25 protein-coding genes and 1 tRNA gene are annotated in these 24,749 nt (G+C 63.9%); 9 read left to right on the forward strand and 17 right to left on the reverse strand.

The annotated features are described in order from the left end of the window. Positions 1–114: 114 nt before the first annotated feature. From QMG25_RS04155 to eno, 8 genes are all read right to left on the reverse strand, one after another. A tRNA-Leu gene (locus QMG25_RS04155) sits at positions 115–187 on the reverse strand. 65 nt (positions 188–252) lie between these two features. Beyond that, positions 253–753 (reverse strand): GNAT family N-acetyltransferase, encoded by a 501-nt coding sequence (locus QMG25_RS04160; protein ID WP_283457513.1) that lies wholly within the window; start codon positions 751–753, stop codon positions 253–255. Between the two features lie 237 nt (positions 754–990). Then, a complete protein-coding gene (locus tag QMG25_RS04165) occupies positions 991–2,430 on the reverse strand; it encodes an NAD(P)/FAD-dependent oxidoreductase (RefSeq protein ID WP_283457514.1) in 1,440 nt (479 codons plus the stop codon). A 116-nt stretch (positions 2,431–2,546) separates the two neighbouring features. Continuing rightward, positions 2,547–3,929 carry a S8 family peptidase gene (locus QMG25_RS04170; RefSeq protein WP_283457515.1) on the reverse strand — a complete coding sequence of 461 codons (1,383 nt, stop codon included), beginning with the start codon at positions 3,927–3,929 and terminating at the stop codon, positions 2,547–2,549. Between the two features lie 28 nt (positions 3,930–3,957). After that, the gene (locus QMG25_RS04175) at positions 3,958–4,911 is read right to left on the reverse strand and encodes a Ppx/GppA phosphatase family protein (protein ID WP_283457516.1); all 954 of its coding nucleotides are present in this window, start codon (positions 4,909–4,911) and stop codon (positions 3,958–3,960) included. 41 nt (positions 4,912–4,952) lie between these two features. After that, on the reverse strand, positions 4,953–5,585 hold the full coding sequence (locus QMG25_RS04180) for a DUF501 domain-containing protein (RefSeq protein WP_283457517.1): 633 nt from the start codon (positions 5,583–5,585) through the stop codon (positions 4,953–4,955). 132 nt (positions 5,586–5,717) lie between these two features. Further along, the gene (locus tag QMG25_RS04185) at positions 5,718–6,464 is read right to left on the reverse strand and encodes an FtsB family cell division protein (RefSeq protein ID WP_283457518.1); all 747 of its coding nucleotides are present in this window, start codon (positions 6,462–6,464) and stop codon (positions 5,718–5,720) included. Between the two features lie 142 nt (positions 6,465–6,606). Next, positions 6,607–7,887, reverse strand: a complete 1,281-nt coding sequence (gene eno / locus QMG25_RS04190) for a phosphopyruvate hydratase (protein WP_283457519.1) — start codon at positions 7,885–7,887, stop codon at positions 6,607–6,609. 133 nt (positions 7,888–8,020) lie between these two features. Between eno and QMG25_RS04195 the strand changes: the two genes are divergently transcribed. The 9 genes from QMG25_RS04195 (at position 8,021) to nicT (ending at position 15,400) form a co-directional block, all read left to right on the forward strand. Then, the gene (locus QMG25_RS04195; RefSeq protein ID WP_349307107.1) at positions 8,021–8,713 is read left to right on the forward strand and encodes a putative immunity protein; all 693 of its coding nucleotides are present in this window, start codon (positions 8,021–8,023) and stop codon (positions 8,711–8,713) included. A 426-nt stretch (positions 8,714–9,139) separates the two neighbouring features. After that, a complete protein-coding gene (locus tag QMG25_RS04200; protein WP_283457520.1) occupies positions 9,140–9,442 on the forward strand; it encodes an urease subunit gamma in 303 nt (100 codons plus the stop codon). A gap of 9 nt (positions 9,443–9,451) precedes the next feature. Beyond that, positions 9,452–9,811: an urease subunit beta gene (locus QMG25_RS04205; RefSeq protein WP_283457521.1), complete on the forward strand. Its 360-nt coding sequence runs from the start codon at positions 9,452–9,454 to the stop codon at positions 9,809–9,811. Then, the gene (gene ureC / locus QMG25_RS04210; RefSeq protein WP_283457523.1) at positions 9,808–11,520 is read left to right on the forward strand and encodes an urease subunit alpha; all 1,713 of its coding nucleotides are present in this window, start codon (positions 9,808–9,810) and stop codon (positions 11,518–11,520) included. The genes QMG25_RS04205 and ureC overlap by 4 nt, the downstream gene beginning before the upstream one ends. Before the next feature lie 38 nt (positions 11,521–11,558). Next, positions 11,559–12,044 (forward strand): urease accessory protein UreE, encoded by a 486-nt coding sequence (ureE, locus tag QMG25_RS04215; protein WP_283457525.1) that lies wholly within the window; start codon positions 11,559–11,561, stop codon positions 12,042–12,044. After that, complete coding sequence (locus QMG25_RS04220) at positions 12,044–12,754, forward strand: urease accessory protein UreF (protein ID WP_283457527.1); 711 nt, start codon at positions 12,044–12,046, stop codon at positions 12,752–12,754. The genes ureE and QMG25_RS04220 overlap by 1 nt, the downstream gene beginning before the upstream one ends. Before the next feature lie 36 nt (positions 12,755–12,790). After that, on the forward strand, positions 12,791–13,408 hold the full coding sequence (gene ureG, locus QMG25_RS04225) for an urease accessory protein UreG (RefSeq protein WP_283457920.1): 618 nt from the start codon (positions 12,791–12,793) through the stop codon (positions 13,406–13,408). A 5-nt stretch (positions 13,409–13,413) separates the two neighbouring features. After that, on the forward strand, positions 13,414–14,289 hold the full coding sequence (locus tag QMG25_RS04230) for an urease accessory protein UreD (protein WP_283457921.1): 876 nt from the start codon (positions 13,414–13,416) through the stop codon (positions 14,287–14,289). Between the two features lie 22 nt (positions 14,290–14,311). After that, positions 14,312–15,400 (forward strand): Nickel transporter NicT, encoded by a 1,089-nt coding sequence (gene nicT, locus QMG25_RS04235; protein WP_283457529.1) that lies wholly within the window; start codon positions 14,312–14,314, stop codon positions 15,398–15,400. 18 nt (positions 15,401–15,418) lie between these two features. On the opposite strand, the gene QMG25_RS04240 is transcribed toward nicT, so the two are convergent. From QMG25_RS04240 to QMG25_RS04280, 9 genes are all read right to left on the reverse strand, one after another. Beyond that, on the reverse strand, positions 15,419–16,195 hold the full coding sequence (locus tag QMG25_RS04240; protein WP_502866350.1) for a MazG nucleotide pyrophosphohydrolase domain-containing protein: 777 nt from the start codon (positions 16,193–16,195) through the stop codon (positions 15,419–15,421). A 46-nt stretch (positions 16,196–16,241) separates the two neighbouring features. Beyond that, positions 16,242–17,459 carry an adenosine deaminase gene (locus tag QMG25_RS04245; RefSeq protein ID WP_283457533.1) on the reverse strand — a complete coding sequence of 406 codons (1,218 nt, stop codon included), beginning with the start codon at positions 17,457–17,459 and terminating at the stop codon, positions 16,242–16,244. A gap of 33 nt (positions 17,460–17,492) precedes the next feature. Continuing rightward, entirely contained in the window at positions 17,493–18,467 is a 975-nt protein-coding gene (locus tag QMG25_RS04250) for a DedA family protein (RefSeq protein WP_283457535.1), read from the reverse strand. A gap of 41 nt (positions 18,468–18,508) precedes the next feature. Beyond that, entirely contained in the window at positions 18,509–18,634 is a 126-nt protein-coding gene (locus tag QMG25_RS04255; RefSeq protein WP_283457537.1) for a hypothetical protein, read from the reverse strand. A gap of 106 nt (positions 18,635–18,740) precedes the next feature. Continuing rightward, positions 18,741–20,063, reverse strand: a complete 1,323-nt coding sequence (locus tag QMG25_RS04260) for a thymidine phosphorylase (RefSeq protein WP_283457539.1) — start codon at positions 20,061–20,063, stop codon at positions 18,741–18,743. After that, a complete protein-coding gene (locus QMG25_RS04265) occupies positions 20,060–20,509 on the reverse strand; it encodes a cytidine deaminase (protein ID WP_283457541.1) in 450 nt (149 codons plus the stop codon). The genes QMG25_RS04260 and QMG25_RS04265 overlap by 4 nt, the downstream gene beginning before the upstream one ends. A 15-nt stretch (positions 20,510–20,524) precedes the next feature. Further along, positions 20,525–21,820, reverse strand: coding sequence for an ABC transporter permease (locus QMG25_RS04270; protein WP_283457543.1), 1,296 nt, complete (start codon positions 21,818–21,820; stop codon positions 20,525–20,527). Continuing rightward, a complete protein-coding gene (locus QMG25_RS04275; protein WP_283457545.1) occupies positions 21,817–23,079 on the reverse strand; it encodes an ABC transporter permease in 1,263 nt (420 codons plus the stop codon). The genes QMG25_RS04270 and QMG25_RS04275 overlap by 4 nt, the downstream gene beginning before the upstream one ends. Further along, positions 23,076–24,665, reverse strand: a complete 1,590-nt coding sequence (locus QMG25_RS04280; RefSeq protein ID WP_283457547.1) for an ABC transporter ATP-binding protein — start codon at positions 24,663–24,665, stop codon at positions 23,076–23,078. The genes QMG25_RS04275 and QMG25_RS04280 overlap by 4 nt, the downstream gene beginning before the upstream one ends. Positions 24,666–24,749 lie beyond the last annotated feature (84 nt).

The following is a 24,749-nucleotide window of genomic DNA, read 5'->3' on the forward strand; positions in this document are numbered from 1 at the left end:
CAATGTTCATCCACTGTTCACCAAGAGCACCCGATTAAGTCCCCTGGCACGGGAAATTGTCGGGTTCAATGACAGTTCGAATCATGCTTGCCGCGGGACCACGGACTTTATTTGTACCCCAGGTCGGACTCGAACCGACACTTTACAGATTTTAAGTCTGGTGCCTCTGCCATTGGGCTACTGGGGCGCGGCCGGTTTCGTGTTCCGGCTGCACACAACTTTACTGGATGGGCGGCCTGCGGAAGAAACCGGCTAGCGATGGGCGGTGAAGGGTTCTGAATAGGCAAAGTGCCCATGCGCGCCGGGGACAAAGGAATCAAGGGCCAGTGCCATGAAATGCGAACCCCACGACGGGTCCGGGGAGATGATGCCCAGCGAGTCCGCCGGCGCAAAACCAAAGCGCGGGTAGTAGTCGGTGCTGCCCAGCAGGACGATCGACGGCTCACCCAGCGTGTTCGCCGCCGCGATCGTGGCACGCATCAAGGCCGAACCGACACCTTGATTCTGATGTTCCGGCAACACGGCAATGGGGCCAAGCCCCAGGGAGCCGCTCTTGCCGATCCATGCCCGGGTGGTGATCACATGGCCCAGAAGCTCCCCCCGCGCCTCCGCCACCAGCGACAGCTCCGGCAGATACTCCCGCGCAGCAAACAACTCCCGCAACAGCTTGGCCTCTCCGGACTCCGGGAACGCAGCCTCCACGAGGGCCAGAATTTCGGGCCTGTCCTCTGCACGCTCACGCCGAATCTTCATGCGGTTAGTCTATGGCCCCTTTTCGAAAGAGCGTCTACCCCGCAGGACCGCGTCTGCCCCGCGAAACCGCGGTTGCCCAACAGCGGTTGCGCGGGGCAGGCGCTGCCACGCGGGCCCGGCGCGGTTTCGCGGGCACAAAAAAGCGGCCCTCCCCCAGTTTGGATGCAAACTGTGGGAGGGCCGCCGTCAACTGTTGACAGGAGTCAACTGCCTGAAGCAGGAACCGTCCACTTGGAACTACTTGGAAGCGACGGCTTCTTCCTTCATTTCAACCGGAGCGGCAACGGGAGCGTCGGCCGGCTTTGCAGCCGGCTTCGGCTTGGGCGTCGCAGCAGCGACGAACGTGCGCCGCGGCGCCTGCAGGTTCTCCAGCTGGGCCAGGTCGCGACCGGCAAGCATGGAGACGAACCAGTCCATGATCACGCGGAACTTGCGCTCCATGGTGGGCATGGCCAGGCCGTGGTAGCCGCGGTGTGCAATCCAGGCCGGGGCGCCCTTGAGCTGGATGCCCATGATCTTGGCGACACCCTTCCATTCGCCGAAGCCGGCAACGGCACCGAGGTTCTTGTGCTTGTAGCCCGTCAGCGGCTTGTCGAAGCGGCTCGCCCAGAGGTTCGCAGAAAGGCGCTTGGCCTGGCGCAGCGCGTGCTGGGCGTTGGGAACGCAGGTGCCGTCGGGCAGCCCGCCGGTGACATCCGGAACGGCTGCAACGTCGCCGGCGGCCCAAGCGTTTTCGATGACGCCGAATTCGCCGTTGATCTGCAGGTTCACGTTGGTGGCAACGCGGCCGCGGGGTTCCAGCGGGAAGTCCGTGGAGCGCACCATGGGGTTGGCCATGACGCCGGCGGTCCAGATGAGCGTGTCGGCGTCGAACTGCTGGGCAACAGTCTTCTCCGGCATGTTGATGAGCTTGAGGTTTTTCTCCTCGGCGTTGTCCAGCGAGGTGTTCAACAGCACCTCAATGCCGCGGCTGCGCAGGTGGTCAATAACCCACAGGGCCTGCGACTCGGTGACCTCGGGCATGATGCGGCCCATGGCCTCCACGAGCACAAAGCGCAGTTCGGACTGGTCGACGCGGTCGTTGAGCTTGACGGCGGCGCGGGCCATGTCCTCGAGCTCGGCGATGGTCTCAATGCCGGCAAACCCGCCACCGACCACAACGAACGTCAGGGCGCGCTTGCGGGTCTCGGGGTCGGACTCGGTGGAAGCCTGCTCGATGAGGGAGAGCACCTGGTTGCGCAGGGCAATTGCTTCCTCAATCGTCTTCAGGCCAATGCCGGACTCGGCCAAGCCCTTGATCGGGAAGGTGCGCGTGATGGCACCGGCAGCCATAACAACGTCATGGTAGGGCAGCTCGAACGTGGGGGCGCCGTCGACCGGGGCAATGACTGCCGTGCGGTTCGCGTGGTCGATGCTTGTCACGGAGCCCTGAATGACCTCGGTGGCCTTCAGGTGCTTGCGGTAGGAGACCACGGCGTGGCGGGCCTCGATGTTGCCACCGGCAACTTCGGGCAGGAACGGCTGGTACGTCATGTAGGGCAGGGGATCAACGAGGGTGACGATGCCACCGGACTTAGCGATCTTCTTCTGCAAGTTAAGTGCCGTGTAGAGGCCGACGTAACCGCCGCCAACTACCAGGACGCGTGGGCGTGCTGAAAACGTGGGTGTAATTGCCATACATCCATTGTACAGAAGTTTGTGAAAATATTCACTAGCCCCTGCACGACGGCGAAAAAGGGCCTGTGCGTCGCGGAAAGACGGGCTTCTTGGAGCAGGTAACGACGCTGTTCGCCCTAGTGTCGATGCCCTGCCGCAGGATTCTGTGCGGCCTCCTTGGCGGCCCGGCGACGGATGATCGCCACGTGGGTTCCGCCGGCCGCCAGAATCACCAGCAAAAGTCCTCCCGAGCCCAGCACCAAAGTCCCCGGGAGCGCATTGGAGAGTTCTTCGGCCGGGACGGCCACCGGTGCCGCCGCATCGATCAGGGTGGGGTCGGGCTGGGTAACGGAGGGCTTGCCGTGGTTCGACGGTGGAACCACAACGCCGCGGCGGTGTACATGGATCCACTCGGTGATGCTCCCCAGCGGATTTTTCTCCACGACGGGCACGTCTGCGCGCAGGGCCGCTTCGGCGTCCAGTATCCCGTAGCCGTATATGGCGTTGGGGACGCCTTCGCCCTTGGGCTTGGCCGTGGAAATGATTCGATTGATCACCTGGGCGGCGCTCATCTCCGGGTTTTCAGCGCGAATCAGCGCCGCAACGCCGGAGACGATCGGGGCGGCACCGCTTGAGCCGTCCCAGCGGGCATAGCCTCCGCCGGGCAGTCCCCCCACCAAATCCTCGGCCGGCGCGCTGACGCCGATGCTGATGCCCTGCGAAGAGGAGTCCACGCTCGCGGTGCCGTCGCGGTCAAGTCCGCCCACGGCCAGGATGCCGGGGATGGTGGCGGGGGCGCCCACTTGTTCGCTGCCTGATTTCCGGTTCCCGGCGGCGGCCACGATGACCACGTCCTTGGCCTCGGCATAGGCAAAGGCGTCGTCCCAGCTTTGCGGCCAGGACGTCGAGCTGCTGCCCAGCGACATGTTGATGACCTGCGCGCCGGCATCCACGGCCCATTTCACGGCAGCGGGGATCTGGTCGTCAATGTTCTTGCCGGACGGGTTCTCGCTGCCCAGCCAGACGGAAACGCTGAGGAGTTCGGCCTTGGGCGCCACTCCAAGGACGCCCTCCGGCCCGGTTCCCACCTTTTGCTTGGCCGGCTCCTTCGAACTTTTTTTGGAGGGGGATGGGGATGCGGAGGCGGACGGGGAGGGGCTGCTTGACTTGTGCCCTCGCCCGGCCAGCATGGTGGCCACCAAGGTGCCGTGCTCGGGTTCGGCACCAATGCCCTTGGTGCCGTCGGCATTGCCGGCGCCGGACATGTCGATTCCACCGGCCACGGCGCCCTTTAAGTCAATGTGCGACTTGTCGATGCCGCTGTCGATAATGGCGATTTTCACGCCTTCGCCCTGCGACACCTCCCACGCTTTCTCCACCCCCGACTGCGCCAACCAGTATTCCCGGTTCCGAATGTCGTCTGCCGAGGCCGCGGGGGCCGCCACCACGGCCAGCGAGCCTGCCAAGGCAAGGGTCATCAACGCGGCCGCGACTACACGCAACCGTGGGACTGGCACCATGGGGGCTCGTTTCCTAGGGGATCTCGGGTCAGCCTCGGGCAGCACCCAAGGCAATTCCGTCAAGAATATCGTGTTCGCTGCTGGTTGCCGATTCGAGCCCGCGCGCATTGGTCCGCGCCAAGCGCCGCAACACGGTGCGCCAGATCAACGCGCCCGCGCCAATGACGTCCACCCGGCCGGGGTGCATGAACCCCAGGGCGGCCCGTTCGGTGCGCGTCATGGAAAGCAATGAACTTGCCGCGGCGTCCACTTTTTCAAGCGGCACGACGGCGGCATGAATCGCCTCGCTCCGGTAGCTCGCCAACCCGAGGGCGTGGGCTGTGATGGTGGTGATGGACCCTGCCACGCCAACCACGCTGTCCACCTGATCCAACGGAAGCACTGCCGCGACGTCCGCCAGTTTTTCTTCGATGGCTGCTTCGGCGGCCTTGATTTGTTCCTCCGTGGGCGGGTCGCCTTGCAGATAGCGTTCAGTGAAGCGCACACAACCCATGTTGGTGCTGAGCGCATCCGTGACGCCGGTGGCATCGCCCATGACGAATTCGGTGCTGCCGCCACCCAGGTCAACGACAAGGACCTTGTTGTTTTCCAGCACGGGGAGAACGCTGACGGCACCGGCAAAGGACAGCGCAGCTTCCTCGGCTCCGCTGACGACTTCCGGGGAAAGGCCCAGCCTGGCCTGGATTCCTGCGACAAACACGTCCCGGTTTCCGGCGTCGCGCGTGGCGCTCGTGGCAACGAAGCGCACACGTTCCACGGCGGCATCCCGGATGAGCTCCGCGTAGTCGTCGACGGCTGCGAAGGTTCGCTCGAGTGCTTCTTCCCCCAGCATGCCCGTGACATCAACACCCTGGCCAAGCCTGACCACGCGCATCTCACGGTGCACGTCGCGCAATTGCTGCCCGCCGTCGTCGGAGGCGTCAACATCGGCTATCAGCAGTCGAATGGAATTGGTTCCGCAGTCAATGGCGGCTACGCGCATGGGAGGACCTTTCGACAGGAGCTGGGGGTCGGGAGGGCGGGTCAGCTGTTTTGCTGGTTGCTGTTTTGCTGGTTGAGGTGCTTCACGTGGCGGCTCAGGTCCTTGTTTGGCACAGGGGCCTGATTGTCCCACGCGCCGGCGCAGTGGCAGGTTTCGGCGGTCCACCACTGGGCAACGGCGGCCAGCGCCTCGTCCCCCAGCGGGTTTACGCCCGGCCCGGCAGCCAGGGAATGGCCGATCAGCACGTGCAGGCATTTCACGCGGGTGGGCATGCCGCCGGCGGATATCCCGGCGATTTCCGGAACCGGGCCGGTGCCGGCACGCTCGCCGATGGCTTCGCGGGCGCCAATGTAGCTCTCATGGGCGTGCTGGTAGGCGGCGGCCAGTTCAGGCTCGAGCGCCAAACGCTCGGTCATCTGGTTCATCAGGCCGGCCGCTTCCAACCGGGAGGCGGCAGCCGTGAGCACGGGGTGGGTCAGGTAATACGTGGTGGGGAACGGAATTCCGTTGCTGAGTCGTGGTGCCGTGGCGGCCACGAGCGGATTGCCGCAGACGCAGCGGGCCGGAATTTCCACGACGTCGCGCACGGGGCGGTTCAGCTGGCGGCTGAGGGTGTCAAGGTCCAGCTGGCTGGGGACGCGCCCGTCCGTGGTGGAGCTTTCAGTTGCGGACACGAGGGGCCTTTCATGGAACGGTTTCGATGCGCCCGGCCGCTGGCGGGCCGGGATTCTCCCCGACGGGCGGGCCGGGATTGTCCGCGACGGGCGGACGCATCATGGTCAGGCGATGGTGTTCAACCAGCCATTTTAGCCTGCCGGTGCCGTCGCCGGTTCAGCCTTCTTTGCAGGAGCCGGTTTAGCCTCTTCGACGTGAACTGCCGCCGACTTTTGCACGGCGTCCCACAGACCCGCCACCCAAGGCTCGACGGTAATTTCCGTGGCGGTCTTTGCCGTGGCGCCTTGGGCGGCGGCTGCCTTGGCAGCCTTTGCCGTGTCTTCCAGGCCAACAACTCCGTTGGCGCCATACACCCAGTATCCGGTCTCCCCCGGCATGAGCATGCTCACCCTGTTGCGGGCCTGCTGCTTGATGTAGGCGGGGTCGTCCCAGCGATTCAGTTCGGCTTCATTGGCGCCTTGCTGAACTTCCTTCGCGGCAATGTCCTGCCGAAGGGAGGAGATCTCGGCGCGTTGTTGCAAGTACGTGTGGACATTGGGCGCCAGCAGCAAGGTGACAGCCCCCATGGCCAAGCCCAGAACCAGCAGCCTTCCGGAGAAGGATCGAGCGGGCACGGGAGAGTTTCCCGCAGGATGGATCACGCCCTCCGCGGTGCCGCGCTCTGCGGGCTTGGAGGTGGTTCTGCGCTCTCGGGCCCCGTTGCGGCCTGGTTTGCCAACGGTTTTTCCTCCACCTCCCACGCTCCCGTTGGAGCCGGACGCGCTGTCCGGGGCGGCTTCCATGCCGGGTTTTGGTCCCGGAGTTGCACCTTTGTGGTGTGCTCCGCTGAGGCTGGAGGTGTATTGAGCCTTGGGTACAGGCGGCCTTCGCGTGGCCATGGTTCTCCTAGCTGCTTCTACCGATCCACATCATCCACGATGCAGCGGCCGTGCTGCGAAACTACTGTGGAAACAGCAAAGCCGCGGCAACTGGTCAAGGTGTGTGTCCACCTTATCCAGCTGCCGCGGCCAGTGCCGCTATTTAGCCCTTGAAACGCGGGAACGCGCTGCGGCCTGCGTAACGTGCGGCGTCGTCGAGCTCTTCTTCGATGCGCAGCAGCTGGTTGTACTTGGCGACGCGTTCGGAGCGGGCCGGGGCACCTGTCTTGATCTGGCCTGCGTTGGTGGCAACGCAGATGTCAGCAATGGTGGTGTCCTCGGTTTCGCCTGAGCGGTGCGAGGTGATGGTGGTGTAACCGGCGCGCTGGGCCATGGACACGGCGTCCAGGGTCTCGGTCAGCGTGCCAATCTGGTTGACCTTCACCAGCAGCGAGTTGGCGGTGCCGGACTCGATACCGCGGGCAAGACGCTCCGGGTTGGTGACGAACAGGTCGTCGCCAACAATCTGAATCTTCTCGCCAATGGCGTCTGTCAGGGTCTTCCAGCCTTCCCAGTCGTCTTCATCCAAGGGATCTTCGATGGAGACCAGCGGGTAGTCGGCCACGAGCTCGGTGTAGTAGGCGCTCATCTCGGCAGCGGTCAGGGACTTGCCTTCGAACTGGTAGGTGCCGTCCTTGAAGAACTCGGAGGAGGCAACGTCCAGGGCCAAGCCCACATCCTTGCCAGCTTCGTACCCTGCGCGCTTGATGGCTTCCAGGATCAGGTCCAAGGCTGCACGGTTGGACGGGAGGTTCGGCGCAAAGCCGCCCTCGTCGCCCAGGCCGGTGGCGAGACCCTTTTCCTGCAGCACTGACTTGAGGTTGTGGTAAACCTCAACGCCCCAGCGCAGGCCTTCGGAGAACGTGGAGGCACCCATCGGCACCACCATGAATTCCTGAATGTCCACGTCGGAGTCGGCGTGCGAGCCACCGTTGAGGATGTTCATCATCGGCACGGGAAGAACGTGGGCGTTGGGGCCGCCCAGGTAGCGGTACAGCGGGAGTCCGGCAGATTCTGCTGCAGCGCTGGCCACGGCGAGCGAGACACCCAAGATGGCGTTGGCGCCGAGCTTGGACTTGTTGGGGGTGCCGTCCAACTCCTGCATCATGGAGTCGATCAGGCGCTGGTCTGTTGCGTCCACGCCCTCAAGTTCAGGTGCGATAACTTCCAAGACAGCCTCAACTGCCTGCAAAACACCCTTGCCCTGGTAACGGCCCTTGTCGCCGTCGCGCAGTTCCGAGGCCTCAAAAGCACCCGTGGATGCGCCGGAAGGAACGCCTGCGCGGCCCATGGCGCCATCTTCAAGAAGAACCTCAACCTCTACAGTCGGGTTTCCACGGGAATCCAAAATTTCGCGTGCATGAATGGCTTCAATAAGTGCCACGTATTGCTCCTAATAGTCAGCTTTGTACGGTAGGTGTCGACCACGCTGTCGCCTCAATCGTAGCCGACGGCGTGATGAGGGGCTCATTGCTACGCCGGGCAAGCCGCGGCGCCCGCTCGTGTACCGTTTGACCATGATCCTTCCCAAGGTCAGGGACGCTCGTTTCATTGCGATCCGCCGTGGCGGAACCCTCACCGATTCGGACCACCGCCTCCTGGCTCTTTGGGCCGCCTCGTGCGCCGAGCACGTCCTTGGCCTTTTCGAGTCTGCGCGCCCCGCAGACCTTCGTCCGCGCCAGGCGATCGATCATGCCCGGGCCTGGACACGCGGCGAAGTGAAAATGATGGAGGCTCGCGCTGCGGGAGGCCATGCAATGGCCGCAGCCAAGGACCTGCGCGGGGCAGCTCGCCACGCCGCGTATGCCGCCGGCCAAGCCGGGGCGGTGGCCCACGTCGCCGCGCACGAGCTTGGCGCCGCGGCCTATGCCATCAAGGCCGCGCGTGCTTCCGTGCCGGAAAACAGGAGCGCGGCTGCAGGGCGGCTCGAGTGCCACTGGCAGCGGGAGCAACTTCCGGAAGCGATACGCGAACTTGTCCTTGACGACCAGCGGCTGCGCAACGACATCTGCGCAACGACATCTGCTGGTCGGTGTTTGAGAACTGAGCACCGGTTCCGCGTCGGGCATCGCTTCGGCATGGCCCCCTTGGGCGCGGGGCAGGACCAGCCGCCAACCCGGAGCACGAGAGCACCGAGCGACTCGACCATGGCGACATTCAACTCGGCGCCGTGCTGCGCGTCAGGGAGAGAAAAACCGGCGCCCCGGTGAAATGGTGGACGAGATCACGCGCTGTGGCCCTCCCGCTTCCGTGACGTGGGAAGCGTCCAGCGCGCGGCACCGCATTCCGGGCGCGCCTTCCACCATCGGGGAGGGAGTCACCTGGAGCATCGAAGCTGCCCCGGCGAGCGCCACCCGGTTGAGCACCCAGGCATGGGCAACGTCGCCGGGCCCCTTCGGCTGGCTCCTGCAATGGACCGTCACCCGCATGTTTCGCGGTCTCCGGAAAGATCGCAAGCGCGCGCACCAAGCTGCCGTACTTCAAGCGCACCATCGAAGGCCGGTGATGGAGACACCAAGCCTCGGCTGGCCGGTCACCGCCAACTCCACAGCGGAAATTGCCCCCATCCAACGCGATCCATCTCACAGTCCACGGGTGTATTATCGCGAATATCCACGTCGCCCAAAGGAATGTCCATGCACTTGTTGCCGCGAGAGCAGGAAAAGCTGCTGATAGTCGTCGCCGCAGACCTTGCCCGACGCAGGCAGCGGCGCGGTTTGAAACTGAACTTTCCCGAAGCCATGGCCATCATCAGCTACGAGCTGGTTGAGGGGGCCCGCGATGGCCGGACCGTCGCTGAGCTGATGAGCCACGGAACCACCATCCTGCACCTGGAAGACGTCATGGACGGCGTCGCAGAGATGATCGCCGACGTCCAAGTCGAGGCGACGTTTCCCGACGGGACCAAGCTTGTCACCGTCCACCACCCGATCCGCTAGGAGCCGGCCATGAAGCCAGGCGAATTCTTTTTGAAGGACGACCCCATCCACTGCAACACCGGACGGGCCACGGCCACTGTCGAAGTGACAAACACCGGCGACCGCCCCATCCAGGTTGGTTCCCATTATCATTTTGCCGAAACCAACAGTGCCCTGCACTTCGACAGGGAGGCCACCCATGGCTTCCGCCTGGACATTCCGGCCGGCACGGCCGTCCGGTTCGAACCCGGGGATGCAAAAACGGTGCCGCTTGTGGCGCTGGCTGGCAGGCGGGAAGTGCATGGCCTTGCCAATGGGGTCAACGGCCCGTTGGATGTGGACAGGCAGCTAAACGACGCCGGCCCCGACAGCGCAGAGGCGTCCGCATGAGCTTCGAGATGAGCAGGAAACAATACGCGGATCTGTACGGGCCAACGATTGGTGACGCCATACGCCTGGCAGATACGGGCCTTTTCCTGGAGATTGAAAAGGACTTCACCGTCTACGGCGAGGAAGTGGTGTTCGGCGGTGGGAAAGTCATCCGTGACGGCATGGGCCAGAACGGCCGGCTGGCGCGCGGCGAGGACGTTCCGGACACGGTGATCACCAACGTGATAGTGCTGGATTACACGGGCATTTACAAGGCGGACATTGCGCTGCGGGACGGTCATATCTTCCGGATCGGCAAGGCCGGCAACCCGGACATCATGGACGGCGTGGACATTGTCATCGGCACCAGCACGGAAATCATTGCCGGGGAGAGCCGGATCCTGACAGCCGGCGGCATCGACACCCACATCCATTTCATCAGCCCGGACCAGATACCCACCGCCCTGGATTCCGGCATCACCACCATGATCGGCGGCGGCACGGGCCCGGCGGCCGGAACCAAGGCCACCTCGCTCACCCCCGGTAAGTGGCACATCAGCCGCATGCTGCAGGCACTGGACGGGGTGCCGATGAACATCGGGCTGCTCGGAAAAGGCCACGCCAGCGCTCTCGAGCCACTCGCCGAACAAATCCGTGCCGGCGCCATCGGGCTGAAGGTCCACGAGGACTGGGGCGCCACCACTGCGGCCATCGACAACTCGTTGAAGGTGGCAGAGGAATACGACGTGCAAGTGGCCATCCACACCGACACGCTCAACGAATGCGGCTTTGTGGAAGACACCATCAAGGCCATCGCCGGCCGGGTGATCCACACTTTCCACACCGAGGGGGCCGGCGGCGGGCATGCACCGGACATCATCAAGATCGCAGGACTGCCCAACGTGCTCCCCGCTTCCACCAATCCGACGCTTCCATACACCCGCAACACCGCCGAAGAGCATCTTGACATGCTCATGGTTTGCCACCACCTGAACCCCGACATCCCGGAGGACGTGGCTTTCGCGGACTCCCGAATCCGGCCCGAAACCATTGCCGCCGAGGACGTGCTGCAGGACATGGGCGTCTTCTCCATCATGTCCTCCGATTCCCAGGCCATGGGCCGGGTTGGGGAGGTCATCCTCCGCACATGGCAGGTGGCGGACAAGATGAAGATGCAGCGCGGCAAGCTCGACGGCGACACTGCGGTGGGCGATAATTTCCGGCTCAAGCGCTACGTCGCCAAGTACACGATCAACCCGGCCTTGGCGCAGGGCATCGCGGACACGGTGGGCAGTGTCGAAGTAGGCAAATTCGCCGACCTTGTGCTGTGGAACCCTGCCTTCTTTGGGGTGAAGCCCGCACTTGTCATCAAGGGCGGACAAATCGTCGCTGCCGTCATGGGCGACCCCAACGGCTCCATCCCCACTCCCCAACCTCAACTCATGCGCCCCATGTTTGGAACGATGGGCAGGGCCGTGGACGAGTGCGCCATCACGTTCCTGTCCCAAGCCGCCATCGACGCCGGCGTACCGGCAGAACTGGGGTTGCGCAAGCAGATCCGGCCGGTGCACGGCATCCGAAAGCTGACAAAGGCCGATCTCAAGTTCAATGGCGAAACCCCGCACATTGAAGTGGATCCGGAAACCTACACCGTGACAGTGGACGGCATCGTGGCGACCTGCGACCCGGTGGAGGAACTGCCCATGGCACAGCGCTACTTCCTGTTCTAAGAAAGTTGTTCCAGAAAACACCGAGGAAAGTCCAACCCATGATCGTCAACTCCGTCATTGGCAACGTCCACCACATGCCGGCCGCCGGTCTTGACGGGATGCACGTTGAAAAAGTGCTGCTGTCCGGTGCGGACCTGTCCAAACGCATTCAACGGGTGTGCACCGACCACGGCACTGAGGTGGGCTTGCGCCTTCGCGCCACTGCCGGCAGCGACGGAGACCTGTGCGACGGCGACATCCTGTTCCGCGATGCCGCGACCCTGATTGTCGTAACTGTGCTGCCCACCGACGTGCTTGTCATCGCCCCACGGAGCGTCCTCCAGATGGGCAGTGTCGCGCACCAGCTGGGGAACCGCCACCTTCAGGCGCAGTTCTTCGGCATGGAGAGCGACTATGGGGCAGAGGTCATGGTGGTCCCCTACGACCACACGGTGGTCCAACTGCTGGACCACTTGGTGGTGCCCTACAGCCGGCAGGAGCGGGTCATGGCCGCGCCGTTCCGGCATGCGGAGCACACGCACTGATGGACGCTCAGCAGCCTCCACCTTCGCCGTCGTACCTGCTGCCACTGCAGCAACTATGTGATTCGGCGCTGCCCACGGGAGCGTTCAGCCATTCTTTCGGGCTGGAGACGTACCTGGCCCGCGGGATTGTCCATGACGAGAACAGTTTCGCGGCCTGGCTGCGCCACTTCATCGACCAGCAGCTGGTGTACAGCGACGGGCTCGCCATCCGGCTCACCACCGAAGCGCTGGAAGGTGCCGGACTTGCGGACGTCTGGGAATTGGACCGGCGGGTCACCGCCCAGGCGCTGCCGCTGCAGTTGCGTGGGGCAGGCATCAAAATGGGGCTGCGCATGCTGGAAATCGGCGAGGGCATCTTTCCCGCGCCGGCACTTGATGAGTACAGGACCCAGATCAAGGCCGGTCGCTGCGCTGGCCACACCGCAGTCGCTTTCGCACTGACTGCGCACGGGCTGGGAATTCCACTGGCGCAGCTGATGTCCGCCTATTTCTTTTCCACCGCCACCACGCTGACGCAGAACGCGGTCCGTGCCATCCCGCTGGGCCAAAACGCCGGCCAGCGCGTATTGCGGCTCATGCACGGCGTCGTCACCTCGGCGGTGGCAACTGCCATGACGCTTGAAGCCGAGGATCTGGGCGCCGTCGCCCCCGGGCTGGAGATCGCCCAGATGCGCCACGAGTACCAGCACGCCCGCATGTTCATGAGCTGACACATTTGCGCACTTGACCAATCGCACAAGGAGAACATCATGGAAGCGATCAAGATCGGCATCGGCGGACCCGTCGGCGCCGGCAAGACCCAGCTCGTCGAGCGCCTGACCCGCCATATGAGCGGCGAAATATCAATGGCGGCCATCACCAACGACATTTACACCATCGAGGATGCGAAGATTCTGGCGCAAACCGGGATCCTGCCGCTGGATCGGATCATCGGCATCGAGACAGGAGGCTGTCCCCATACCGCCATCAGGGAGGACACCTCCATGAACGCGGCGGCGATCACCGAACTCGTCCAGCGGCACCCGGACCTGCAAGTGGTGTTCGTGGAAAGCGGCGGCGACAACCTCTCTGCCACCTTCAGCCCGGAACTCGTCGACTTTTCCATCTACATCATCGACGTGGCCCAGGGCGAGAAGATTCCGCGGAAGGCCGGCCAGGGCATGATCAAATCAGATCTTTTCATCATTAACAAGATCGATCTTGCCCCCTATGTCGGCGCCGACCTGTCCGTGATGGAACACGATTCGAAGGAGTTCCGCGGCGACCGGCCGTTCTGCTTTACGAACCTGAAGACCGACGAGGGGCTTGACTATGTGATCGAGTGGATCCGGCACGACGTGCTCATGCTTGATTTGGAGCCGTGACGGCCATGCGGGCGGACCCTGCCGTAAAAACGCCCATGGGTGAGCTGCGTCTGGACATCGGTGTCCGCAACGGCCGCTCCCTGGCCACCGGGCAGTACCACCGCGGGGCGCTGCGGGTGCTGCGCCCGCACTACCTCGACGAGTCCGGTCAGGTTTGCTATATGGTGGTCAACCCGGGCGGCGCGTTCTTGGGCGGGGACCTCTACACCCTGGACATCACCGTGGCCGAGGATGCCCGGCTGCTGCTGACAACACAGTCGGCCACGAAGGTCTACAAGACGCCGGCCACGTTCGCCGAGCAGCGCATGACTGTGCGCCTGGGTGCACACAGCTGCCTCGAATACGTCCCGGGCCAGCTCATCGCCTATCGCGGAGCGGCATACCGGCAGTCCGCGCTGATCGAGATGGATGCGAGCGCGTCCCTCATCATGGCCGAGGTGGTCACCCCTGGATGGTCCCCGGACGGGCGCCCATTTCGTTATGAGCAGTTGCGGCTGCGCAACGAGGTTCGGTATGGCGGCCGGCTGCTGGCCATCGACAATGTGCTGCTCACTCCCCCGTCGGACGGCACTTCCGACGTCGCAGCTCTTCCCGTTGCGGACATTTCCGGGTTGGCCCTTATGGAGGGGTTCAGCCATCTTGGCTCGCTGCTGGTGGTGGATCCTCGGGTGGATGCCGTCCTCGTTGCAGAACTGCAGAAGTTGCTCCTTGAGCATGAGCCGGACACCCTCACCGGCATCTCGCAGCTGAACGGGCCCGGCTTCGTGGTCCGCGCCCTGTCCGGGAGCACCTCCCGGCTCACTTCGATGATGAACGCAGTCACGGCACTGTTGCGGGAGCGCTGGTTCAACCAGGCGCCGCTGAACTTGAGGAAGTACTGAACAGCAGGCCATGGGAGGATCGATGAGCACTGTGGAACGACGGCGGACCACGTTCATGTTTGCCACGATCGCCTTGTTGCATGTCGCGGGTTTCGCGGTCTTCATCCTCTTCGTGGTCCCCGGGCACTACAAGGGCCTGGGCATCGGCATCGCTGTCCTGGCCTACTCGCTGGGGCTGCGCCACGCCTTCGATGCCGACCACATCTCCGCCATCGACAACACCATTCGCAAGTTGATGAATGACGGCAGGCACCCGCTCAGCGTGGGATTCTGGTTCTCACTTGGCCACTCAACGATCGTGGTGGGCATCGGAGTGGGCATCGTCGTGGCGGAGAAGGCCGTCTACGGTGCGGTCTCGAACAACAACTCCGCACTGGAGCAATTCGGCGGGATCTTGGGCACCATCGCCTCCGCTTCCTTCCTGTTCCTGATTGCACTGCTGAACCTGGTGATCCTGGTCGGCATCATCAAGGTCTTCCGTGCAATGCGGCACGGCTCCTGCAACGAGACCGAACTCGAACGCCAGCTGCAAAACCGCGGGTTCATGAACCGTTTCTTCGGCCACTGGATGAACACCATCGACAAGGAATGGAAGATGTACCCGCTGGGGGTGGTCTTCGGCCTGGGTTTTGACACCGCCACCGAGGTGACGCTGCTGTCCACCACTGCACTGCTGGCCAGCCAGAGCCTGCCGTTCTACGCCATCTTGTGTTTGCCCATCCTGTTCACCGCCGGCATGACCTTACTGGACACCCTCGACGGGATCTTTATGAATTTCGCCTACTCCTGGGCGTTCTTCAACCCGGTCAGGAAGGTCTACTACAACCTGGCCATCACCGGCCTCTCCGTGGCGATCTGCTTCTTCATCGGCGGCATTGAGGTGCTGGGTCTGGCGGGGAAGGAATGGGGCGCCCTGCACGGATCCTTCTGGGACTTCATGGCCACTTTTGACCTCAACAAGGCCGGATTCGTGATCGTCGGCATCTTTGTTCTCTGCTGGGCCGCGGCACTGGCGTTCTGGAAGGTTGGCCGTGTCGAGGAAAAGTGGTCGGCCAGGCTGAAGGTGCAGCCCGCCCCCGCGGCGCCTGCCGACGGTGACGCGCCCCGCTGACAAGCCCGGTGAAGGCCGTCAGCGTGTGTCGGGCCGCCGCTGAAAGTCCAGCACGGCCAGGCGCAGGGCCCGTTCCGCGTCAAGCCCGTTCTGTTGCGCCACGCGGACGACGTCGAAGAGCACCTTTCCGAGTTCCCCTTCCGTCGCGATGTCCCCGCCTCCCATTGGCCCGGCGTCCAGCGGCCCGGCCGCCGCAGCGGGCATGGCAAGTCCCGCCCGGGCAGCCCGTTCCAAGGACTTTTGCGCCATGGCCAGCGCGGGCAGCGACCGCGGAATGCCGGCAAAGGGGCCCTGCGCGGACGGAGTGGGGCCGGGCCGGGGTTCCCGGAGCGAGGATGGATTTTCCAGTGAGGAACGAGCGGAAAATCTTACTGCGAGCGAGGGAACCCCGGCCTGGTCCCCGCCAGCATCCATCAGGGCGGCGGCGCGTTCTGCGGCCTTGACGCGTTCCCACGTTTCCTCGATCTCGGCGACTGTGGCCGGGAAAGTTTCCTGCAGGGTTCCGTCGGCATGAAAGACGTGGGGGCTGCGGCGGATCAATTTCTCGCTGAGCCCGCGGGCCACATCGTCCACGTCAAAGTGGCCGGACTCCTCGGCCAGCCGGGCGTGCAGCACCACTTGGAGCAGGATGTCTCCCAGTTCGGCGGCAATGTCGTTGCTGTGGCCGGTTTCCAGGGCTTCAATCAGCTCGTAGGACTCCTCCAGCAAATAGGTGGTCAGGGAGTCGTGTGTCAGGGCGGCCGTCCACGGGCAGTGCTCGCGCAAGGCGGCCACCACGCCAACAAGGCGGGCCATTTCATCCGTGGACGATCCGGCCCGCCTGCTGCTTTCGTTCAAGGGATCAGTCTTCAATCCCTGCATCATCCAGGTCCGACTCGGCAAAAGCTTCAAAGCCTTCGGAGTCTTCGAAGTCGTCCATTTCATCCATGGCGTCCTCGAAGTTTTCAATGATGAAGTCGGCCAGCTGTTCGCGGGCTTCCATCGGCAGGAACGTGGCGTGCACGGCGTTGAGGGTCATCTCCAGCACCGTGTCAAGGCCGTAGCCGAACGTCTCCACCAGCCGGCCAAACTCGCCCGACAGCGTTGCCCCGCTCATGAGCCGGTTGTCGGTGTTGACGGTGACGTTGAAGCCCAGCTGGTACAGCAGGTCGATGGGGTGTTCGGCCAAGGTGGTGCCAAACGCTGCGATGGCGCCGGTCTGCAAGTTCGACGACGGGCACAGCTCGAGCGGGATCTGGCGGTCGCGCACCCACTGGGCCAAATCTCCCAAGGTGAGCGTGCCGACGTCGTTCCCGTCCTCTTCCTGGACGTCAAGGTGGATGTCCTCGGCGATGCGCACGCCGTGGCCCAGGCGCAGGGCGCGGCCGTGGACCAGGGCGTCCTGGATGCTGTCAAGGCCGGCCCCCTCGCCGGCGTGGACGGTGGCGGGGAAGTTGTTCTCGGCCAGGAACGTAAACGCGTCGGCGAAGCGGGAGGGCAGGAAGCCGTCCTCGGCACCGGCAATGTCAAAGCCCACCACGCCGTTGTCGCGGTGGCGCACAGCCAACTGCGCAATCTCGTCGCCGCGTTCGGCATGGCGCATGGCAGTGACGATCTGCCCAACCTCAATGTAGCCGCCGGCCTCGTCCACCGCGTCCATGCCTTCCTCAAGGCCCAGCTGGACTGCCTCAACGGCTGCGTCCAAGTCCAGCCCGGCGGTCAGGTGCTGCTCCGGAGCCCAACGAACTTCGCCGTACACCACCCCGTCCTCGGCCAGATCCTCGACGAATTCACGGGCCACGCGGACCAGCGCATCGTGCGTCTGCATGACGGCAACGGTGTGGTCAAAGGTTTCCAGGTAGCGCTCAAGCGACCCTGAATCTGCCGAGTTCACGAACCACTCGCGCAACTCTTCGGGCTCGGTGGCCGGAAGCTGGTGCCCCACCTCCGCCGCCAGTTCGATGATGGTTTCCGGACGCAACCCGCCGTCCAGATGATCGTGCAGGGATACCTTTGGCAGCGATTTAAGGTCCACAACGGGGATGGACACGGCTGCATGCTCTGAAGTTGGGTTAGTCACAATGCCCACTCTAGGGATGTGTTCGGCGCTGCGCTAGTTGTGCCGGGTGCCCGTGGTTGCCGCCGACGCGGCCGCGCGGGCCCTGGCGTGCTCCGGGCGCGGCTCCACGAGGCGGTTTCCGGCCTCCGTTGCAGGGCCGGCCGCTGGATCTTCGCAAGCCACGCCTTGCTCGGGGGCTTCGCCTGCGTTCGCCGTGGGCGCACCCGCGGCGTCGCCGCCGCCCTGTCCCACCATGGATTCTGTGGCTGTGTCCGTTGCAGCGAGCCGTGCGGCCTCCGCCTCGGCTTGGACCTCGGCTGCGTGCCGGGCCGCCATCAGGCCGGGTTCGGGGCGCGGTGCCAGCTTGCCGCGTTTTTCCAGGAAGTGGTGGACGTATTTCATGCAGTGGTCCACCAGGAAGCCAATGGCAATGGCGAAGGCAATGGCAATGCCCACACCCAGCAGCGGATTGTCGTGGACCCATTTGCCGGCAAACGTTCCCACCGCCACCGAATACCCGGCCCAAGTCACCACCGCAATCCCGTCGAGCACCACGAAGCGGCGCCACGGAAAATGGGTGGCTCCCGCAGTGAAGTTGACGGCGATGCGGCCCACCGGGATGTACCGTGCGGTGAAAATCAGCATGGCCCCGCGTTTTTCCAGTTCCCTACTCGCCCAGGCGAACGCCCTCGCCCCGCGCGGCTTCCGCATCCATTTGAACCGTGTGGTGCCCAGCGTTTTGCCCAGGAAATAGGCAATGTTGTCCCCGGCAACGGCCCCGACGGAAGCTCCCGCGATCAACAACCAAATATTGGGCTCGCCGGACAGTGCGGAGAGGGAAGCCAAGGCCACGATGGCTGTCTCGCTGGGGAGGAACAGGAAGAAGCCGTCGATCAGGCAAAAAAGGCTGACCAAGGGGATCACCCACCATTGGGCGGCGGAGTGTTCGATCAGCACGTTGATTTGATCGATGATGTACCAAAAATCCACCCTGGCCGGTTCCTGTCCTGTGGTCGTTGTCTCCCACAAGTTTCCCACGTTCCGCCGAGCGCCGGTATCCACCTGAAGGACTAGATGCCCAAGGACGCGATGCCGTGCCCATGGCGGCGCTGCCCGGGAGGTTCCACGGCCCGCCGGCCACGGAAGGCACGCACATAGGCCACCGCGTGGCGGGCGGGAACGCCGTCACCCCTCATCAACGCTCCTGCACTTTCGGGGCTCAATTGCCGAACGCTCCACCAATGATTGTCGGAGCGTTGGCTGAAACCGCCCCAAAGGTGCAGGAGCGTCGGGGTGGCGGGGTCAGCTGATGCGGTCGATGATGAGTTTCGACGCCGGACGGGAGCCAACGGGGGCAATGGTCACGGCATCCGCCAGCGCTTCCTTGGCGCGGTCAAACTTCTCCGGGGTGTCCGTCAACAGTGTCATCAGCGGTTCCCCTGCCCGCACCAGCGCTCCCGGCTTGGCGTGCAGGCGCACACCGGCTCCGGCCTGAACCACATCTTCCTTGCGAGCCCGGCCGGCACCCAGGCGCCAGGCGGCAACGCCGACGCTCAGGGCATCCAAACCGACCAGCACGCCGTCGGCTGGCGCGTACACCACCTCGGACTCGCGGGCCACCGGAAGCGCCACATCGGGGTCCCCGCCCTGGGCGGCAATCATGCGGCGCCACACGTCCATGGCGCGGCCGTCCTTTAGTGCGGCGGCGGGGTCTGCCCCGCGGATGCCCGAGGCCTCGAGCATTTCCTGCGCAAGTTTCACGCTCAGTTCCACCACGTCGGGCGGGCCGCCGCCGGCGAGCACCTCCACGGATTCCTGGACTTCAATGGCGTTGCCGGCGCTCAGGCCCAGCGGGGTGGACATGTCCGTCAGCAACGCGACCGTGTTCACCCCCGCGTCCTTGCCCAGGGCCACCATGGTCTCGGCCAGTTCCCGCGCCATGTCGACACTCTTCATGAAGGCGCCGGAACCCACCTTCACGTCAAGGACCAGCGCACCGGTTCCTTCGGCGATCTTCTTGCTCATGATGGAGGAGGCGATCAGTGGGATCGCTTCAACGGTCCCTGTCACATCGCGCAGCGCGTACAGTTTCTTATCCGCAGGGGCCAAGCCAGCACCGGCAGCACAAATGACCGCGCCCACTTCGGAGAGCTGGCGCATCATTTGCTCATTGCTGAGATTGGCGCGCCACCCCGGAATGGCTTCCAGCTTGTCCAAGGTGCCGCCGGTGTGCCCCAGTCCCCTGCCGGAAAGCTGCGGCACGGCTGCCCCAAAAACCGCCACCAAGGGTGCCAGCGGCAAGGTGATCTTGTCCCCGACCCCGCCGGTGGAGTGCTTGTCCGTGGTGGGCATCGACGCACCTGCGGCGTTGCGCAGGCCGCTGAAGTCAAGGGTGTCCCCCGAAGCGATCATGGCTGCAGTCCACTGCGCAATTTCTGCCCGGTTCATCCCGTTGAGCAGGATGGCCATGTTCAGCGCGGCCATTTGTTCTTCAGCGATGGCACCGCGCGTGTAGGCGTCGATGGTCCAGCGGATTTGTTCTCCGCTGAGCGTGCCCTTGTCCCGCTTGATGCCGATAATATCGACGGCGTCGAAGCTGGGGCCGTCATAGCGTTTGCTGCTCATGGTGTCTCGCTCCGGGAGTTGATTTTAGTGGTTTCGGGCGCAGCAGCTCTGGCAAGGTCCCGGGGGCCAAAGGCATCCGGGAGGACCCAGTCCATCGTTTTCACCCCTGCTGAAGTCATCAGCTGTGTCTCCACCGTGCTGAATTCAAAAAGAATCTGCCGACAGCGTCCGCACGGCATGAGCACGGCACCCAGGCCATCCACACAGTAGAAATGTGTGATGAGCCCGCCGCCGTTCATCCGGGCGGCGCCGACCATGGTGCATTCGGCACACAGTGTCAGGCCGTAGCTGGCATTTTCCACGTTGCAGCCGGAGACGATGCTGCCGTCTTCCAGTCTGGCTGCGGCCCCCACGGGGAAATTTGAGTAGGGCGCATAGGCGTGGGCCAGCGCTTCGGTGGCAGCTTGGCGCAAAGGTTCCCAGTCGTCGGGCACGTGTTGATCCAATTCGTACTCCTGTTCCTACTCCTTGATGTACGGTTCGCCGTCGGCAGCCGGGGCCATGGCCTTGCCCACAAAGCCGGACACGGCCAGAATGGTCAGCGCGTAGGGCAGCATGGCCAGGAATTGGCCGTCGATCGGTGTGCCAGCCAGCGAGAGGATGCTTTGCAGGTTCCCGGCCACCCCGAAGAGCAGTGCAGCCAGCGCGGCCCCTATGGGGTTCCACCGGCCGAAGATCAACGCCGCCAAGGCAATGAACCCCAACCCGCCCGTCATGTCCTTGCTGAAACTGCTGACCGCCACCAGCGTGAAGTAGGCCCCGCCCACACCCGCCACGGCGCCGCCGGCCAGCACGTTGAGCACACGCGTGCGGTTGACATTGATGCCCACCGTGTCAGCCGCCTTGGGGTGCTCGCCCACGGCACGCACGCGCAGTCCCCACCGGGTCCGGAACAGGCCAAACCAGAGGGCCGCGACAAGGATCAGCATGAAGTAGCCAATGATCGACTGCCGAAACAGGGTGGGCCCAATAATGGGAATCTCCGAAAGCAGCGGGATGGGGATGTTGGGCAGGTGGGCAGGATTGTTGAAGATGGTGACCCCGTCCACCTTGTTCTTCATGATCTTTTCGAACAGGAACCCGGTCAGGCCGGAGACCAGTACGTTCAACACCACACCGACAATGATCTGGTTCACCACGTACTTGATGCTGAACAACGCCAACAGCACCGAGACCAGCACACCGGCCACGGCTGCAGCAATCAGGCCGGCATAGGCGTTGTGGGTGATGGAGGCAACCAGTGCCGCAGTGAAGGCCCCCGCCAGCAGCTGTCCTTCGATGGCGATGTTCACCACGCCGGCACGTTCGGACAGCACCCCGGACATGGAGCCAAACACCAGCGGCGTGGTGATCAGCATGGCGCCGGTGAAGAGTCCCACGAGCGTGATGTTCTGTGTGGTGGTGCCGCCGATGATCCACACCATCAAGCCCACCACAAACACCACAGTGAACGTCACCACCACCCAGGTGTCGATGCGACCGCGGGTCTTGGTCTGGCTGTAGGCCAAGTATGCCAGGGCTGCGCAGATCAGCGCGACCAGGATCCCCAGGGCCTTGGCGGGCAGCACCACATTGGGCAGCTGCCAGGCGTCGTTGCTGGTGGACAGACGGAATGTTGCGGTGCCGTCGGGACCGAGCACAATGAAGACAACGACGGCGAAAAGCGTCAGGACTCCGAGCAGGATCGGCATTTTCCAGCTGCGGATGGCAACGGCGTCCAGCACCTTGCCGGTGTCTGTTGGGGCGGCGATGCTCATGCTGGGACTCCTTCGCGGCGTACTTCCTTGATCCGGAACATGGAACGCACCAATGGCGGCGCGGCGATGAACAGCACAATCAAGGACTGCACCACGGCCACAATGTCAATGGACACATCGGCGTTGACAGCCATTGAGGTGCCCCCTGCCTTGAACGCACCAAACAAGAGTGCGGCGAAGAACGTGCCCCACGGCTTGGAACGCCCCAGCAGGGCAACGGTGATGGCGTCGAAGCCAATGCTGCCGGCGACGTCTGAATCCAGGATTTTTTCCGTCCCGGCCAGCTGGGTCACGCCTGCCAGGCCGGCCAGTCCACCGGAGATCAGCATGACGGTGATGTAACCGCGGGACACGAGCATGCCGGCCGTACGGGCTGCGCGCGGGTTGGCGCCAATCGCACGGTATTCGAAGCCCAGGGTTGAGCGGTTGAGCAGCCAGGACACCACAAAGACGGCGGCAACGGCCAGGATCAGGCCCGCGTGCACCCGGTAGTTGGGACCCAGCAGCAGCGGGAACATGGCACTTTCATGCATGCGCGGGCTGATGGGGTTGCTGCTGGAGGGGTCGCGCAGCTGGTTCTTGAGCAGGTACAGGACCAGCGAGATGGCGATGTAGTTGAGCATGATCGTCACGATCACCTCGTGCGCCCCGGTCTTTGCCTTCAGGAATCCTGCGATCCCGCCCCAGAGGGCCCCGCCGAGCGCGCCCGCCAGCACCACTGCCGCCAGGTGGATGCCCGGAGGCAGTTCCATCATGAAACCGACGACGCCGGCAAAGGTGGCACCCAGGATGATTTGGCCCTGCGCACCAATGTTGAAAAGGCCCACCCGGAACGCCAGCGTCACGGCCAGTCCGGACAAAATCAGCGGCGTGGCGAAAGTGAGGGTTTCAAAAATGCCCAACCGGCCCTGCCAGGTCCGGGAGCCCGGATCGTAGGTGGCCCCGCGCCACAAGGCTCCGTAGGCATCTGAAATGGCGGCCCAGATGGCACCGAAGGTGGCCCCCGGATCGCTGAAGAAGTAGCCAAAGGCGGTGACAACCCGTTCGTCGGTGACGGCGATGAGCACCCCTCCGATGACAAGGGCAACCAGCACGGCCAAAACGGAAATCATCGCGTTGCCGCTGACGATTTCCCGCATCAGCTGACTGCCGTTTGCCTCGTTGTCGGTCTTCCACGGCGCCTTCGGGCCACCGGCCCCGGCCCCGGCCTCCTTGCTGTCCAGTGCTCCCGCGGGGGGCAGGATTTCCGGCTCGCTCATGGTTCCATCCCTTCGCCGTTGGTCGTGCCCTGCTTGTTCGTGCCTTGGTTTTTCGTGCCTTGTTGGTCAATCTGTTCCCGTGCTTCCTGCACGGGCAGCCCTGCCATCATGAGCCCAAGAAGTTCGCGGCTGGAGTCTCCGGGCACAATGCCCATGAGCCGTCCGCCGAAGAGCACGGCGATGCGATCGGCCAGTTCCAGCACCTCGTCCAGCTCCGTCGAGACGATGAGCACCGGAGTTCCGGAATCCCGCTCTGCCACGATGCGCTTGTGCAGGAATTCAATGGACCCCACGTCCACGCCGCGGGTGGGCTGGGAGGCGATGAACAGTTTCAGCGTCCGGGAGAGTTCCCGGGCCAGCACCACCTTTTGCTGGTTGCCGCCGGAGAGTGTGTGTGCCGGGTCCTGGGGCGACTGGGCCCGGACATCGAACTCGGCAACCTTTTCCTCCGCATTTTTCGCGACAACGGCACGGTTCATGGTGCCGCGCTTGGAATAAGGAGCCTGCTTGTACAGGTCCAGGACCAGATTCTCGGCGATGGAAAAATCCCCCACCAGTCCGTCGTCGGAGCGGTCTTCGGGCACGAACCCCACCCCTGCATCCAGGATCCGACGGACACTCTTTCCCAGCAGTTCCTGCCCTTCCAAGGTGATGGAGCCCCGGACATGCCTGTGCAAGCCCAGCACTGCTTCGGTCAGCTCGCTCTGCCCGTTTCCCTGTACGCCGGCCACCGCCAGAATCTCGCCTTGGGAGACGCCCAGGGTGACGTTGTCGAGAAGTCTCTGGCCGGCGTCGTTCATCACCGTCAGGGCAGTGATCTTGAACGTTTCCTCTCCGGGAGTGGCCGTTTCCTTCTCCAAGGACAGGTTCACGGCGCGGCCCACCATCATGGTGGCGAGCTCCGTGGTGGGGGTGGACGGGGGCGCGGACCCCACCACCTTGCCGCGGCGGATCACGGTGATGGTGTCCGAGACGGCCTTGACCTCGCGCAACTTGTGGGAGATGAACACGATGGACGTGCCGCCTTCGCGCAACTGGCCCATGATGTCCATGAGCTCGTCGGTTTCCTGCGGCGTGAGCACGGCTGTGGGCTCGTCAAGAATCAGAATTTTGGAGTCGCGCACCAGCGCCTTGATGATCTCCACCCGTTGCTGAACACCCACCGGGAGATCGCCCACCATTGCGTCCGGGTCAACGTTGAAGCCGAACCTGGCGGAGATTTCGCGGACCTTTTTCCGCGTCTCCTCCAAATTCAGGATGCCGGCGAAGGAGGTGGATTCAGCGCCGAGTGCAACATTTTCCGCCACAGTGAACACCGGGACAAGCATGAAGTGCTGGTGGACCATCCCGATGCCAGCCGCCATGGCGTCCGCGGGGCCGGAAAAGCGCACCGGCACGTCGTCAATGAGGATCTCCCCGGACGTGGGTGCGTACAGGCCGTACAGTACATTCATCAAAGTGGATTTCCCGGCGCCGTTTTCGCCGAGCAGGCTGTGGATCTCCCCAGTCTCCACAGTCAAGTCGATGTGGTCGTTCGCCACCAGGGTGCCAAAGCTCTTGGTGATGCCCCGTAGTTCAAGTTTCAACGTTTTTAGCCCGTCTGCGGATGGTTGCCTCGCAATAGCTTCATGATGCCAGGCGGCTGCATTGCCCGTGCCGCACCACCGGAT

This window comes from Arthrobacter sp. H35-D1 (genome assembly GCF_030063185.1).
In the GTDB taxonomy this organism is placed as follows: domain Bacteria; phylum Actinomycetota; class Actinomycetes; order Actinomycetales; family Micrococcaceae; genus Specibacter.

Coding starts and splice junctions, on each gene's coding strand:
- QMG25_RS04160 (WP_283457513.1), bottom strand. CDS start 753: ATGAAGATTCGGCGTGAGCGTGCAGAGGACAGGCCCGAAATTCTGGCC.
- QMG25_RS04165 (WP_283457514.1), bottom strand. CDS start 2,430: ATGGCAATTACACCCACGTTTTCAGCACGCCCACGCGTCCTGGTAGTT.
- QMG25_RS04170 (WP_283457515.1), bottom strand. CDS start 3,929: ATGGTGCCAGTCCCACGGTTGCGTGTAGTCGCGGCCGCGTTGATGACC.
- QMG25_RS04175 (WP_283457516.1), bottom strand. CDS start 4,911: ATGCGCGTAGCCGCCATTGACTGCGGAACCAATTCCATTCGACTGCTG.
- QMG25_RS04185 (WP_283457518.1), bottom strand. CDS start 6,464: ATGGCCACGCGAAGGCCGCCTGTACCCAAGGCTCAATACACCTCCAGC.
- QMG25_RS04195 (WP_349307107.1), top strand. CDS start 8,021: ATGATCCTTCCCAAGGTCAGGGACGCTCGTTTCATTGCGATCCGCCGT.
- QMG25_RS04200 (WP_283457520.1), top strand. CDS start 9,140: ATGCACTTGTTGCCGCGAGAGCAGGAAAAGCTGCTGATAGTCGTCGCC.
- QMG25_RS04205 (WP_283457521.1), top strand. CDS start 9,452: ATGAAGCCAGGCGAATTCTTTTTGAAGGACGACCCCATCCACTGCAAC.
- ureC (WP_283457523.1), top strand. CDS start 9,808: ATGAGCTTCGAGATGAGCAGGAAACAATACGCGGATCTGTACGGGCCA.
- ureE (WP_283457525.1), top strand. CDS start 11,559: ATGATCGTCAACTCCGTCATTGGCAACGTCCACCACATGCCGGCCGCC.
- QMG25_RS04220 (WP_283457527.1), top strand. CDS start 12,044: ATGGACGCTCAGCAGCCTCCACCTTCGCCGTCGTACCTGCTGCCACTG.
- QMG25_RS04230 (WP_283457921.1), top strand. CDS start 13,414: ATGCGGGCGGACCCTGCCGTAAAAACGCCCATGGGTGAGCTGCGTCTG.
- nicT (WP_283457529.1), top strand. CDS start 14,312: ATGAGCACTGTGGAACGACGGCGGACCACGTTCATGTTTGCCACGATC.
- QMG25_RS04240 (WP_502866350.1), bottom strand. CDS start 16,195: ATGGCCCGCCTTGTTGGCGTGGTGGCCGCCTTGCGCGAGCACTGCCCG.
- QMG25_RS04255 (WP_283457537.1), bottom strand. CDS start 18,634: ATGAGGGGTGACGGCGTTCCCGCCCGCCACGCGGTGGCCTATGTGCGT.
- QMG25_RS04260 (WP_283457539.1), bottom strand. CDS start 20,063: ATGAGCAGCAAACGCTATGACGGCCCCAGCTTCGACGCCGTCGATATT.
- QMG25_RS04270 (WP_283457543.1), bottom strand. CDS start 21,820: ATGAGCATCGCCGCCCCAACAGACACCGGCAAGGTGCTGGACGCCGTT.
- QMG25_RS04275 (WP_283457545.1), bottom strand. CDS start 23,079: ATGAGCGAGCCGGAAATCCTGCCCCCCGCGGGAGCACTGGACAGCAAG.